The following is a 14096-nucleotide window of genomic DNA, read 5'->3' as shown; positions in this document are numbered from 1 at the left end:
TCAACGGTTCGTCCCGACCCTACTGGCGTTGTCCCAGAGGACAACACCCGGGCCACATCGCATCCCACCCGGCATCGGTTGTCGCGTCACCTGCGAGGCGAGGAATGAGTCAACTCGCTCGGCGAGACCTGCTCGTGGTGAATCCGCCCGGCGGTTTCGGTGAGCGGACGGCCGGCCCCACCCCACCGCTTGGCGACGATCTCGGCCGCGATGGAGACCGCCGTCTCCTCGGGGGTGCGGCCCCCGAGGTCGAGTCCGATGGGGCTGGACATCAGCGCCATCTCGGCGTCGGTGACGCCGGCTTCACGCAGCCTGTCGAGACGATCGAGGTGGGTGCGCCGCGAACCCATGGCGCCGATATAGGCCACCTCGGGCAGTCGAAGCGCCACCTCGAGCAGGGGAACGTCGAATTTAGGGTCGTGGGTGAGCACGCAGATCACCGTGCGCGCATCGATGGCGCCGGCGTCGGCCTGTGCGGCGAGGTACCGGTGCGGCCAGTCGACCACCACCTCGTCGGCGGTCGGGAAGCGCGCGACGGTGGCGAACACCGGCCGGGCGTCGCACACCGTCACCCGGTAGCCGAGGAACGAACCCTGCTGCGCGACGGCCGCGGCGAAGTCGATGGCACCGAAGACCAGCATCCGCGGCTGCGGCGCGTAGCTGGCGACGAAGACCTCCATCCCCTCGCCACGGCGTTGACCGTCGGGACCGAAAGTCAGGATTTCGCTACGGCCGGCGGCCAACAGGCCTCGCGCGTCGTCGGTCACCGCGGCGTCCGCACGGACCGAGCCCAAACTGCCCGACACCTCCCCGGGGCGCACGATCAGGCGTCGGCCGAGCCACAGCGGGTCGGTGTGGGCGATCACCGTGGCGACCGCCACCGGCTGGTGCGTGGCGATATCGTCTGCCACGGCATCGAATTCAGGGAAAGTGGTGTGCGAGATGGCTTCGACGAACACGTCGAGCACACCGCCACAGGTCAATCCGACCTCGAATGCGTCGTCATCGCTGACCCCGTAGCGCTGCAGTACGGGCTCACCGGAGGCGGCGATCTCGGTGGCCAGCTCGTAGAGCGCGCCTTCCACGCAGCCACCCGACACCGAGCCGCTCACGGTGCCGTCCGGCGCGACGACCATCGAGGCTCCGGCGGGCCGCGGCGCGGACCGGAAGGTGCGCACCACCGTCCCCACTCCGGCGGTGCCACCGGCGCGCCATACCGCCAACAGGTCGTTCAGTACTTCTCGCACCAAACCAATCTAAGCCCGCCGGCCCGTTCGCCACCCCGTGGAGGGCAAGCTCACGACCTCCCGGCTTCCAGCGCACGGATCAGACTGGCCGCATCCCACGGTCCCTTGTGGCGTTTGCCGTTGACGAAGAACGTCGGCACCGACTGCAGGTCCATCAGCTCGGCGTCCTGAACGTCGTCTTCGACCCGGTGCAGCACCTTGGAGGACTGCAGGTCCTCGTCGAACTGCCGGATGTCACAGCCCACGCTGTCGGCGTAGCGGTACAGGTGCTCCCACTCGAGGTAGTCCTGGAACTGGAACATGATCTTGCCCATGTCGAAGTACTTGCCCTGCAGACCCGCGGCTTCGGCGGCCAGCGCCGCGTCCATGGCGCGGGGGTGCACTTTCTCCAGCGGCAGGTGCCGCCACACGTAGCACAGTTGGTCACCGAAGTACTCGCGGACCTCGTCGATGGCGCCGGTGGCCCGGCTGCAGAACGGGCATTCGTAGTCGCCGTACTCGACCAGTGTCAGCGGTGCGTTCGGGTTGCCGCGGATGTGGTCGCGGGACGGGTCGATATCGCGGATCAGCTTGGCGCCCACCGGTTCCGGAGGGCTTATCCGGTCGGTGACCCGGAAGATGGCCCAGCCCAGGGCGAATGCGGCCAGCGACGCCACCAGGACGCCGACGCGGGCTTCGTCCTGTTTCACCGGATCCTCGATCGCCAGGTCGATGATGAACAGGGAGATGGTGAACCCGATACCCGAGAGCGCGGCACCGCCGGCGATGCGGCGCAACGTGAGTCCGGGCGCCAACTGACCGAGGCCCAGTCTGCGCACCAGAGCCGTGGCGCCGGTGATACCGATCAGCTTGCCCAGCACCAGACCGGCGATGATGCCCCAGGTCAGCGACGAAGCCAGCGCCGCCGACACCGTGGCACCGTCGAGCCGCACCCCGGCGTTGGCCAACGCGAACAGCGGAAGCACCAGGAAGGAGACGTAGGGCCCGAACCCGGTCTGCAGGCGTTCGTTGATCGAGATCGATTCGCGCAGACTGCGGCTGGCTTCCCGCGCGTACTCCGAGTTCGGCGACTGCCGGAAGGCGCGGATCACCTCGACGGCCGCCTCGACACGCTGTCGCTGCGGAGTGAACACCGGAATCAGCAGCGCCACACCGACACCCGCGAGAGTGGGGTGCACTCCCCCGTTGTACAGCGCCACCCACAGGGCGAAGGCCAGTACCGCATACACCGGACCCCGCCAGGCGGGCAGGTGCCGGACCAGTGCGATGGCACCCAGCAGCACCACCGCGGCCACCAGGGGCATCACCTCGACGTGCTCGGAGTAGAAGAACGCGATGACCAGCAGGGCGCCCACATCGTCGACGACGGCCAGCGTCAGCAGGAAGGTGCGAAGGCGGGCAGGGAATTTGGGCCCGATGATGGCCAGCGCACCCACCAGGAACGCGGTGTCGGTGGAGATGACGACACCCCAAGCGGCGGCATTCTCGCCGCTGGGGTTGAACAACAGGAACACCACGGCGGGCAGGATCAATCCGGCCAGCGCGGCGACCACCGGGACCACCGCCCTGGCCCGGTCGGTGAGCTCACCGATCTTGAACTGGCTGGTCACCTCGAGTCCGACGATGAAGAAGAAGAACGCCATCAATCCGTCGTTGACCAGATGCTTCATCGTCAGCTCGACGTGGGCGTCGCCGAAGCTCAGGCCGACGTGGGTGCCCCAGAAGGTGGTGTAGGTGTCGGCCCACGGCGAGTTGGCCCAGACGATGGCCGCGACGGTGAACACCAACAGCATTGCCGCCGCGGTGTTCTCACCGCTGCGCGGCGCGGTGGGATCCTGCCCGAACCGGCGGGGCAGCAACCTGCCCAACCCGGAGCTACCGGCCGTGCTGGATTGATCCGTCGTCTCGGTCACGTCTGGGCGTATTCAGCGAAGGCGGACAAGAAGTCGGGGTGATCGATGGCGGTGGGCGCGACGACCTTCTCCGGGTCGGCTCCCTGCAGGATGCGTTTGATGGGGATCTCCAAACGTTTACCGGTCATGGTGCGGGGGATTCCGGGCACCTCGATGATGTCATCGGGGACGTGGCGAGGTGAGGCGTGGGTGCGGATCGCCGAGGTGATGCGGGCACGGAGATCGTCGTCGAGATCGGTGCCGTCGGCCAGCGCGACGAACAGCGGCATCCAGTAGCCGCCGTCGCTCTTGTCGACCCCCACCACCAGGCAGTCACGAATCTCGGGCATGTGCTCCACCGCGTTGTAGATCTCGGCGCTGCCCATTCGGATTCCGTGGCGGTTGAGGGTGGCATCCGAGCGGCCGTGCACGATAACCGAGCCGCGTTCGGTGATGGTCAGCCAGTCGCCGTGGCACCAGATTCCGGGGAACTTGTCGAAGTACGCGTCACGGTAACGCTCCCCGTCCGGGTCGTTCCAGAAGAACACCGGCATCGACGGCATCGGTTTGGTGACCACCAACTCACCCGGGGAGCCGATCGTGGATGTCCCCTCCTCGGTCCAGGCCTCCACCGCAGCGCCCAGGGCCAGACAGGACAGCTCACCGGCGACCACGGGCACGGTGGGCGCCGAGCCGATGAACGCTGTCACGACATCGGTTCCCCCCGAACATGATTGAACCGGGATCGCGCGTCCCACCCCGTCCTGCACCCAGCGGAAACCGGACGCGGGCAAGGGCGATCCCGTGGAGCCCACGCTGCGGAGCGCGGACAAGTCGTACTCGTCGCCCGGGCGGAGATCCTCTTTGGCGCACGCGAGCAGGTAACCCGCGCCCGCCCCGAAGACGGTGACGTGGTGGTCGGCGACCACCTGCCAGAGACGGTCGGTGTGTGGATGCGTCGGGCTGCCGTCGTAGACCACGGTCGTCGCCCCCACCAGCAGCCCGCCCACCAGGAAGTTCCACATCATCCAACTGGTCGTCGAGTACCAGAGGAAGCGGTCCCCGGGATGCAGATCCACATGCAGCGAAAGGTATTTCACGTGTTCGAGCAGCACGCCGCCGTGGCCGTGGACGATACCTTTCGGGGTGCCGGTGGTGCCTGACGAGAAGAGCACCCACAACGGGTGGTCGAAAGCCACGTCGGTGATCTCCAACGGCACGTCCGCCGACACCGCCTCCGACCACGGCACCGCGCCTTCCGGGACCTCCAGTCCCAGTCGGGGTATCACGACGGTGGCGACCAGAGTGGGTAGTCGGCTCTGGATCTCGGCCAGATCGGAGCGCTTGTCATGCTGCCTGCCGCCGTACACCGTGCCGTCGGTCGCCACCAGAACCGTGGGTTCGAGTTGACCCAGCCGGGCGATCACCCCTCCGACAGCCAGGTCGGGGTTGCACACTGCCCACGTCGCGCCCACCGACGCGGCGGCCAGGAATGCCACGACGGTTTCGGCGACATTGGGCAGATATCCCACCACCCGGTCCCCGGGCCGCACCCCGGCGCGGCGCAGATAGTGTGCGAAAGCGGCTGTCTCGGTGCGCAATCGGTCCCACGACCACTCCGTTGCGCCGTCCTCCCCGACGGCCACCACGGCGGCCCGGGTGTCATCTGCGTGCCGGAACACCTGCGACACGTAGTTCAGCCTGGCGCCCGGGAACCACACCGCCCCCGGCATCCTCGCCTCCGCCAGCACGGTCGAGGCGTGCACGCCGGCCTTGATGCCGAAGAAGTCCCAGATCGCTGACCAGAACCACGTGACGTCGCTGACCGAGGCCTCCCACAACGACGGGTAATCCGGGAAGTCGCCGCGGCCCGAGTCCCGCAACCAGTCGGTGAACCGGGTGATGTTCGCGTCCGCCACCGTGTGGACGTCCGGATCCCAACCGCCGGGCTCAGCCATCGTCATCACCGCCGGTGGCCGACACGGCGTAGGCGGCCTCCATCAGCATCCAACCGGACAGCTGCACCGACAGATCCCGCTCGGGCACCTCGGAGGCATTCACCGCGCCCTCGACGAACTCGGCCTCTTTGCCTCCCGCGGTCGGAATGGTGGCGGCCCGGTCCCACCAGCTACCGAACAGCGGCAGGCCGTCGACCGTCTGGCGGTTGTCCCACGCCGACTCCGCCGAGCGCAGCACCAGTGCGCGGGCTTGGTCGGCCGCCTCCTGATCGGTCAGCGCGGTGGCCGCCAGCGCCAGGTAGCGCGCGGTCACCCCGTGGAACAGCCCACCGTCACCGCCGCCGGCGCCTTTGAGTACTCCGTCGGCGGTCATGTGGGTGTCGATCGCCGCGATCAACCGGCGCACCCGTTCCCCGTGGCGCGGGTCCTGCGTGCGCACCGCCAGTTCGGTCTCCAAACCGACCACCACCCCTTGGCAGTAGGTGTACTGCGCCCGCACCAGCGACCCGGCCTTGATGCCGTCGAACACCAGGTTGGTCTCGGGGTCGATCAGCGTCGCGTCGATCCAGTCGGCCATCTGCTGCGCGCGCCGCAGCCGGTCCCCGTGAGAAGTCAGGTAGCGCGCCAGGAAGATTCCGGCGGGGCCGTTGGCGGGTGCGTTGAAGAACTGGTCCTGTTTGCGCCAGGGGATGCCGCCGCCGTCCTCGGGCACCCAGGCCTTCAGGAACTGGTCGGCCAACTTCTCCAGCGCCTTGGGTTTGGCAACGCCGACCAGCCTGCCGGCGCGCTCCAGCGCCAGCGCCAGCCAGGCCATGTCGTCGTAGTAGTCGTTGGTCCAGGCCAGGTTGTTGCGCAGCCGGTGCGTGCGGATCTGGCGGCTGATCCGGGTGACACGGTCCGGCTGGGGGTCGCGCACCTGGGCGTCGACCAGGCAGTCCAGCAGGTGGGCCTGCCACCAGTAATGCCAGGTGAGAAAGCGGGTGTCCCGTGAGGTCGGGGGCCAGGCGACCACCCCGAGTTGGGTGCCCGGCAGGCCCCAGAGTTTCTTGAGATGACGGGTGGTGACCGCGGTTTCGGCTGAGGCTGCACGATTGGCCCAGACCTCATCGTTTTTTGCACCCATGAGCCTCGATCTTTCCTTACCAGGCGGCGTCGAGGTCACCCCAACGGCGGATCCAGGCGTGCATCGCGATGCCGGCGGCCACGGAGGCGTTGATGCTGCGGGTCGACCCGAACTGGGCGATGGACACCACCTGCTCGGCGCCCTGGCTGGCCGCGTCGGTGATACCGGGGCCTTCCTGGCCGAACACCAGCAGACAGCGCCGGGGCAGCTCGGCGGTCTCGAGCCGGGTGGCGCCCGGGACGTTGTCGACGGCGACAACGGTCAGATCGGCATCCGCGGCGAACGCCAGGAGTTCGGCGGTGGTGTCGTGATGCTGCAATCGCTGGTAGCGGTCGGTCACCATCGCGCCCCGTCTGTTCCACCGGCGACGGCCGACGATGTGGACGGTGTCGACGGCGAACGCGTTGGCGGTGCGCACCACCCCGCCGATGTTGGCGTCACTGCCGAAGTTCTCGATGGCGATGTGGAAGGGGTGACGCCGGGTGTCGATGTCGGCGACGATCGCTTCCCGGGTCCAGTACCGGTAGGCATCTACGACGTTGCGGGTGTCACCGTCGCGCAGCAGGTCGGGGTCGTACCGCGGGTCCTGGGGCCAAGGTCCTTCCCACGGGCCCACGCCGGTGGTGCCCGTTCCCCACTCGGTGGGCCCGGGTCCGGTCATTCGGTCCACACCGCGGCTCGTGTGCCCACCACCGAGACCGTCGCGTACAGCAGCGCGGCATTGATCTCGCCCTGGGTGCACAACGAGGCAGCCATGTGCACGGAGTTCAAGGAGGCGTCCGGAAGGACCAGCAGTGCGGCGCCGTAGGTGGAGCAGGCCGCGTTGACGCCGGGTGGTGGTCGCGTCGGTGCCACGATCACCATCATCGGTCCGCCCCGGCGTGCCGAGTCGTCGCGGTACTGCTGGGCGACGGCGTCGATCTGCAGACCCAGCAGCATGTAGCCGTCCCCCGAGAACGCCGCCGGATCACCCAGCGACTCGGGGGTGAGCGGTACTCCGTCGGCGCGCCATGCCTCGACGCTCGTCGTGCTCACGGTCAGCCCGGTGTCGGCGGCGTTGGTGGGCGGCAAGCCCACCGGGAATGCCGCGGCGTAGGCCGCGGCCGTTCCCGGTAGGCGCTCTGCGGGTGAATAGGCGTACACGCCACGCACCTGCGCCTGGTCGCGGATCGGGCCCAGGCAGACGGTGCCGGAAAGGTGGTCGGGTTCGCGCAGCGACAACGGTGTGGCGGCGTCGAGCACCGCGTCGCAGCTGCCCAGGCCGGCGGCTTCGATGGGGTGGACGAGCGCGCCGTACAACCCGAACCGGATGTCCTGGGGTGCCGCATGCGGGGCAGCGGTGTCGGTGGGAACGGCGTCGACGTCGATGAGAACGTGATCGGCCTCGAAACGCAGGTTCGCCACCGACATGTTCCAGCCCAGCACCGCCAGTGACTCGCCGATACGCGCCTCGCCCGCGCCGTAGGGCGCGGTACTGGCTGCACTGTCACCGCAGCCCGCCAGGAGGAGCACGACCACCACCGCGAGTGCGAGGCGGTGGCGCAGGACTCGTGGGAGGTGCACATCAGCTCCAGCTACAGGTGTTCGGTGGACGGGAACTCCGTTGCACTGTACGGTGCTCGCCCATCGACCGATGCCGCCGCCAAGCGCCGCGTTATTCGCTAGATGTCAGCGACGACGTCCCCGAACCGCAGCGTCCACACCCCCGCGGCGGTTCGGCAAGGCTTCCCTGAGCAAACACCGGGGCGCTCCTCGATCTTCTTGGGCGCAAACATCCGGCCGTGGCGCGCTATGACCGGCAACCGGTTCGGGAATAGAGTCCAGCGCACTTCCAATCGATGAATTCAAGGGGTCGGGCGTTGGACCGCTTGGCATCGATCCGGCAGTGAATGCAACCCCACCTGAACCCCGAAACGCAAGCCAGCATTGCATGCTTTCTGACGATCCCGCAAATTTTGAATTCAGGACGCGCCAGTTGCTGTACCCAACCGTTCTCAAACACCTACTGACGAGTTCGGATGGCAAACACACGGTAACGGACACGATCAGTCCGCAGTCGCACGCCCCCGACTTGCGGAAAGGCGTCTGAACTGGGCTAACAGTCGGAAAATCGCCCCATACCGGGCGATAATTAGGAGTGCTGATTAGCACGTCGGGGGGACGCGCAAACCGAATAAGGCCGTGGCAAACGCCCGGCTCCAAGCCCGACAGAAACGGAAGCACCGTGACCATTCCGCATCAGGACGCCGTTACCCAAACTCTGCACATGCCGGCCAGTGCGAGTTGGTACGACAGCGATACCGACTGCACGATAGTGATGTCGCAACCTCAGAGCGAGCAGAATTTGTGGGCAGAATACCTAACCGGCGCACAGCGCAGCTACCACAAATACGGCGCCGATGCCGCACTGGACTGGGACGAGATCGCAGATGGTACCGGCACCGCCCTGTTCTTTGCCGCGATCGACGGATCGGGCAAAGTTGTCGGCGGTGTCAGGGCCAAGGAACCCTACCGTAACGCTGATCAATCCCATGCCGTGCTGGAATGGGAGGGCCAGCCCGGACAGGGCACCGTGCGCAAGATGATCAACGACCGCATCCCGTTCGGACTCTCGGAGATGAAGACCGCGTGGGTGTCCGACGACCCGGATCGGAGCCGCGCCGTGACGACCACTTTGGCCCGTACCGCGATGCACACCATGGCAGTACTTGATATTCAGTTCATCATGGCCACCGCTGCCGCCCACGTCCTCGACCGCTGGCGCTCCTCCGGAGGGGTGGTGGTGTCCCGGATCCCGGCGACCCCGTACCCCGACGAACGGTACCGGACCAAGATCATGTTCTGGGACCGCCGCACCTACGCCAACCACGCCCAACCCAACCAGTTGGCCAAGGTGCTCACCGAGGCGGCGTACCTTGCCCCGGTGACCTATGGATTGCACGAGTTGCCAGCGACCTCCGCCGGTGCACGCCTGTGAGCCGACCCGCAGGCGTGGACGACACCCCTGGCGGAGCGCACAGGGCAACGCTTCTCGACGAGAGGGACCCCGAGCATCGAGGTGTGCTCGAGCAACTTCGTGCCGACCCCGCGGTCGAGGTCCTCGACACTCTCGCGCAGCAGCGCGACACGCTGGGCCGGTTGCGTCCCGCCGTGCCCGCTGAGCTCTTCGAGGAGCCGCACCGGTGGGCGTACTACCCGTGGCGGCGCACCGTCGTCGGAGTTCTGGGGCCGCGATCGTTCGCCGCGCTGCGGCTCGACCGGAACCGCAACATGATCACCGCCGCCGAGCAGGCCAGGCTGGGGCAGCTGACCATCGGCGTCGTGGGTCTGAGCGTCGGCCACGTCATTGCGCACACCCTCGCGCTACAGGGTGTGGTCGGCCGGCTCCGGCTCGCGGACTTCGACGAACTCGAGCTCTCGAACCTGAACCGGGTGCCTGCGACAGTGCTCGATCTCGGTCTCAACAAGGCCGTCATCGCCGCCCGCAGGATCGCCGAGCTGAACCCTTACCTGCAGGTGGAAGCGGATACCCACGGGCTGAGCACCGAGTCGGTGGACCGGTTCTTCGAGGGTCTGGACATCGTGATCGACGAGTGCGACTCCCTGGACATGAAAGTCGTCATTCGGGAGGCTGCGCGGGAACGGAAACTGCCCGTACTGATGTCGACCGGAGACCGGGGCCTGATCGACGTGGAGCGCTTCGATCTCGAGCCGGATCGCCCGATCCTGCACGGGCTCCTGCGCGGTATCGATTCGGCCCAGATGGCCGGCTTGTCGACACGTGACAAGATTCCCCACATGCTCCGGTTCATCGACGTGGCGCACTCGTCGGCACGCGGGGCCGCGTCGATGCTCGAGGTGAACTCCACGCTGACCACGTGGCCGCAGCTCGCGGGCGAAGTGATCCTGGGCGCCACCTCGGTTGTCGAGGGGGTGCGCCGCATCGGGCTCGGCGAGCCCCTGCAGTCCGGGCGGTCGCGCATCGACGTCAGCGCCGCCCTCGATGACCTGGATCAGCCACTGCCGCCGCGGGATCTGGTGGCCACCGAGGCCGTCGCCGAAGCCGGCGGCGCCTCTCCCGCTGAGATCGTCGCCGCTGCGGCCGTGCGGGCGCCCTCAGGCGGCAATACGCAGCCGTGGCGGATCAGCACCACCGCCGACACCGTGACAGTGCACCTGGTGCCCGAACGGACCTCGAGGATGGACGTCGGCTACCGCGCCAGTGCGGTGGCGCTGGGCGCGGCGGTGTTCAACGCCCGTGTCGCCGCGGCGGCAGTACACCGGCGTGCCGAGGTCACCGTGACGGAACTCCCGCCCGAGGCCGACGGCTCCCCGTTACGGGCCACCGTCCGGCTCACCGACGGCGAGACCGAGGACCTCGCGTCGCTCTATGAAGCCATGCTCGGGCGCGGCACGAACCGCCATCTCGGCACTCCGCAGACGCCGTCGCCCGAACTCACCCGCGTATTGCAAGCGGCGGCCGACGGTGAGGGCGCCGCGCTGCAGTTGATCGCCGACCGGCCGACCATCGACTCGCTCGCCACGATCCTCGCCGCCGCCGATCGGGTTCGCTATCTGACCGCTGAGCTGCATCGGGAGATGATCTCGGAGCTGCGCTGGCCCGGTGATCCCGATCCGGACACCGGCATTGACGTCAGCAGCCTCGGTATCGAACGCAATGACCTGGTGCTGCTGGATGTGCTGCGCCGTCCCGACGTCATGGCGTCCTTGGCGGACTGGGACGCCGGTCGATCACTCGGGGACGACACCTACGACCGGGTGGTCTCGAGTTCGGCGTTGGCGCTGGTGATCTTCGAGGGCGACACACTGACCGACTACGCCCGCGGCGGCGCCGCCACCGAAGCGGTGTGGATTGCCGCTCAGCAGCAAGGATTCGGAGTGCAACCGATCTCGCCGGTGTTCTTGTACGCACATGACGAGGACGATCTCACCGGGCTGTCGCCCCGCTTCGCCCCCGAATTGCGGGAACTGCAAGTTGCATTCAACGAACTGACCGATACTGCGGGTGCACGCCATGCGCTGATGTTGCGTCTGTCGGATACGACACGCGCACCCATCCGGAGCCGGCGCGAGGCCTACACTAGGAAAATGGTTGAGGCGTAACGGTATGTCGAGGCGCTTGGATCTCCTCGTGACATCAGTCGCCACGCGACTGATGGCGGCCGACGCTGAGACCCACGTCGAGCTGAGTACACAGGTGCTCGAGCACTTGGTCGAATACCTCGGTGTCGATGTGAGTTTCCTCCGGTACAACGACCACGAGATCCGTGCGACCAAGCTGATCGCGGAATGGCCGCCGCGCCCGTTCATTCCCGATCCCGATCCCATTGCGGTGGTCTACTTCGCCGACGCCGACCCTGTCTTCGCCTTCGCCGAGCACGCCAAGGAGCCGCTGGTCATCCGGCCCACCCCGGCCACCGACGACTATCAGAAGAAGATCGAGGAAAGCAGCGGCGTGGTCGCCACCTCCGGCGCCTTCGTCCCTCTGCTGTCCGGTGACGTCACCACTGGGGCAATGGGTTTCATCAAGTTCGGCGACCGCGAGTGGGGCTCGGAGGAACTCAACGCACTCAAGGCCATCGCGTCACTGTTCGCCCAGGTCCAGGCACGCATCCTCGCCGAAGAACAGCTCCGGTATCTGGCTGATCATGACGACCTGACCGGCGTCTACAACCGGCGCGCACTGATCTCCCACCTCGAGCACCGACTCAAGGCCGGCCAACCGGGGCCCGTCGCTGTCCTGTTCCTGGACCTGGACCGGCTCAAAGCCGTCAACGACTACCTCGGCCACAACGCCGGTGACTGGTTCATCCGCATCTTCGCCGAACGGTTGCGCGCCAAGGCCGGCTCGGACAGTCTGATCGCGCGCCTCGGCGGTGACGAGTTCGTGGTGGTACCGACGGTCCCCACCGATGTCGGCGACGGCGAGGCACTGGCCCAGCGCATGCAGGCTGCGCTTCGGGAACGCGTCGCCATTGACGGCGAAATGCTCACGCGCACAGTCAGTGTGGGCGTCGCACTGGGTGAACCGGGCCGCGACAGCGCCTCGGATCTGCTCCGCAAGGCCGACCAGGCGGTGCTGACCGCCAAGAACGCCGGCGGCAACAAGATCGCGGTGTTCTCCGAGGACATGTCACTCAAGACCGCCTTCCGCAACGACATCGAACTGCACCTGCAGGGCGTCATCGACAGCGACGCGCTGGTGCTGCACTATCTGCCCGAGATCGACATGCGCACCGGCGAGGTGCTGGCCGCCGAAGCCCTGGTGCGGTGGCAGCATCCGACCCGCGGACTGCTGTACCCGGATTCGTTCATCGCGGTCGCCGAGTCGATCAACCTCGCCGGTGAGCTGGGACGCTGGGTGATGCGCGCCGCGTGCGCCGAGTTCGGACAGTGGCGCTCCCGCGGCGTCGGGCTCGATGCCGTTCTGCGGCTCAATGTCTCACCGGTCCAGCTGGTAGCCGAGGGGTTCGCCGAGGCGGTGGCCGACATTCTGGACGAGTTCGGGCTCGCGGGCGAGTCGGTATGCCTGGAGATCACCGAAAGTGTTGTCGTACAAGACATCGAAACCACCCGGATCACTTTGGCCGCCCTCAAGGCGGTCGGCGTCCAGATCGCCATCGACGATTTCGGGACCGGCTACAGCGTGCTGTCGCACTTGAAGTCGCTGCCGGTGGACACCCTGAAGATCGACAAGAGTTTTGTGCACGACTTGGGCAGCAGCGCAGGCGATCTGGCGATCGTGCGCGCTGTCATCGCACTGGCCGAAGCTTTCGACCTGCAGTTGGTGGCCGAAGGAGTGGAAACCGAAGCCGCAGCCCGCACCCTGGTGCAGCATGGCTGCAACAGGGCACAGGGTTATCTGCTGTCACGGCCGCTGGTGGGTCCGGCCATGGAGGCCATGTTCGCCCAGAAGCGGATACCGGCTCCCATCCCGACGCCGGCCCCGGTGTCACCCTGATCAGGGCGACTCGCGAACCAGGAACTCCAGCCGGGCGAATCTGCTCGCGGTGCGGGAAACCAGTGCCACCTCGGCGGTTTCGCGCAGATTCAGGCCGGCGCCGTGCGCAGACGCGCTGACTCCGTCACGCAGAGGCAGCATCACCCCGTGCCGGGCCCGGACGGTGCGCTCGCCGTCGGGTGACTCCAGGACCGCCCCCACCACCACAGCGTCGTCGAACAACAACCGCGTGAACGTGTCCGCGGTCGCAGCCTGGTCACCCTGCGCGGTCGCCGACAGCCAGTGCTCCACGCTGTCTTCCGGGAGTTCCGGATCGAGGTCGATGGAGTCCAGCACCGTCGCCGCGATGGAACCGCCGGTCCCCGCGTAGGGCACCGAGAGAATGGGGTCGACCACGCGGGTGTACAGCAATCCGTAGGGCGACGACACACACGCCGTACCCCAATCCCGAAGTGCGGCACCGTAAAACGTCTCGAGCCGGGCCCGCCGCGCCGCTGGGCGCAGCGGCTCGCCCACAACGCGCGTCGGGATGCCGGAATGGGTCTCGGCCAACGGGCCGAAGTCCTCGGTCAGCGCTCGCAGATAGGCCACCGTCTGCTCGTCGGTGACCCCGAGTAGCCCGTCGAGGTGCTCGGCGTCACTCGTGGCGGTGTCGGGCCGATCGGACACCAGCACCTCCAGGCCGACCCTGCGGGCAGCGGCCGCGACCGCCTCACCGAGGCGCCCCCGGCCGACGCAGACGACGTCGACGACGTCATCCCACAGCGATTCGTCGATGTCGTCGATGTCATCGTGCTCGACGTCCGCCCCGGCGCGGCCGCGGGGCCTGCGGTAATCATGGTCGACATCGTCGACCCGGTACTTGGCCATCAAGTCAGCTGGACCGGCCGTCCG

10 protein-coding genes are annotated in these 14096 nt (G+C 67.5%); 3 read left to right on the top strand and 7 right to left on the bottom strand.

Annotated elements, in window-relative coordinates; all coding sequences use genetic code 11:
- Window positions 1–86: 86 nt before the first annotated feature.
- From AC3A6P_RS23010 to AC3A6P_RS22985, 6 genes are read right to left on the bottom strand one after another with little or no spacing between them, the layout of a single operon-like run.
- Entirely contained in the window at window positions 87–1247 is a 1161-nt protein-coding gene (locus AC3A6P_RS23010; protein WP_487694141.1) for an XdhC family protein, read from the bottom strand.
- Window positions 1248–1297: 50 nt separating this feature from the next.
- Window positions 1298–3115 (bottom strand): Na+/H+ antiporter NhaA, encoded by a 1818-nt coding sequence (gene nhaA, locus AC3A6P_RS23005; protein WP_487694192.1) that lies wholly within the window; start codon window positions 3113–3115, stop codon window positions 1298–1300.
- Between the two features lie 41 nt (window positions 3116–3156).
- Window positions 3157–5097: an acetoacetate--CoA ligase gene (locus AC3A6P_RS23000; RefSeq protein ID WP_487694140.1), complete on the bottom strand. Its 1941-nt coding sequence runs from the start codon at window positions 5095–5097 to the stop codon at window positions 3157–3159.
- Window positions 5090–6220, bottom strand: coding sequence for a glycoside hydrolase family 76 protein (locus AC3A6P_RS22995; protein ID WP_487694139.1), 1131 nt, complete (start codon window positions 6218–6220; stop codon window positions 5090–5092). Before AC3A6P_RS22995 ends, AC3A6P_RS23000 begins: the two co-directional genes overlap by 8 nt.
- 16 nt (window positions 6221–6236) lie before the next feature.
- Window positions 6237–6881, bottom strand: a complete 645-nt coding sequence (locus AC3A6P_RS22990) for a TrmH family RNA methyltransferase (RefSeq protein WP_487694138.1) — start codon at window positions 6879–6881, stop codon at window positions 6237–6239.
- Complete coding sequence (locus AC3A6P_RS22985) at window positions 6878–7765, bottom strand: hypothetical protein (RefSeq protein ID WP_487694191.1); 888 nt, start codon at window positions 7763–7765, stop codon at window positions 6878–6880. The genes AC3A6P_RS22990 and AC3A6P_RS22985 overlap by 4 nt, the downstream gene beginning before the upstream one ends.
- A 721-nt stretch (window positions 7766–8486) precedes the next feature.
- On the opposite strand from AC3A6P_RS22985, the gene AC3A6P_RS22980 reads away from it, so the two are divergent.
- The 3 genes from AC3A6P_RS22980 to AC3A6P_RS22970 are packed head-to-tail and all read left to right on the top strand — an operon-like array spanning window position 8487 to window position 13202.
- Complete coding sequence (locus tag AC3A6P_RS22980; protein WP_487694137.1) at window positions 8487–9197, top strand: hypothetical protein; 711 nt, start codon at window positions 8487–8489, stop codon at window positions 9195–9197.
- Window positions 9194–11344, top strand: a complete 2151-nt coding sequence (locus tag AC3A6P_RS22975) for an Rv1355c family protein (protein ID WP_487694135.1) — start codon at window positions 9194–9196, stop codon at window positions 11342–11344. The genes AC3A6P_RS22980 and AC3A6P_RS22975 overlap by 4 nt, the downstream gene beginning before the upstream one ends.
- 4 nt (window positions 11345–11348) lie before the next feature.
- Entirely contained in the window at window positions 11349–13202 is a 1854-nt protein-coding gene (locus tag AC3A6P_RS22970; RefSeq protein ID WP_487694134.1) for a bifunctional diguanylate cyclase/phosphodiesterase, read from the top strand.
- Here AC3A6P_RS22970 and AC3A6P_RS22965 read toward each other — a convergent pair whose 3' ends face one another.
- Complete coding sequence (locus tag AC3A6P_RS22965; RefSeq protein WP_487694132.1) at window positions 13203–14072, bottom strand: hypothetical protein; 870 nt, start codon at window positions 14070–14072, stop codon at window positions 13203–13205. It abuts the gene before it with no gap.
- Window positions 14073–14096 lie beyond the last annotated feature (24 nt).

The sequence above is a fragment of the Mycobacterium sp. Soil_C_30 genome (genome assembly GCF_057656995.1).
Note: the sequence above shows the minus strand (reverse complement) of the source record. Positions and strands in the feature narration are given on the sequence as shown.

Coding starts and splice junctions, on each gene's coding strand:
- AC3A6P_RS22995 (WP_487694139.1), bottom strand. CDS start 6,220: ATGGGTGCAAAAAACGATGAGGTCTGGGCCAATCGTGCAGCCTCAGCC.
- AC3A6P_RS22965 (WP_487694132.1), bottom strand. CDS start 14,072: ATGGCCAAGTACCGGGTCGACGATGTCGACCATGATTACCGCAGGCCC.
- AC3A6P_RS22990 (WP_487694138.1), bottom strand. CDS start 6,881: ATGACCGGACCCGGGCCCACCGAGTGGGGAACGGGCACCACCGGCGTG.
- AC3A6P_RS22980 (WP_487694137.1), top strand. CDS start 8,487: ATGCCGGCCAGTGCGAGTTGGTACGACAGCGATACCGACTGCACGATA.
- AC3A6P_RS23000 (WP_487694140.1), bottom strand. CDS start 5,097: ATGGCTGAGCCCGGCGGTTGGGATCCGGACGTCCACACGGTGGCGGAC.
- AC3A6P_RS22970 (WP_487694134.1), top strand. CDS start 11,349: ATGTCGAGGCGCTTGGATCTCCTCGTGACATCAGTCGCCACGCGACTG.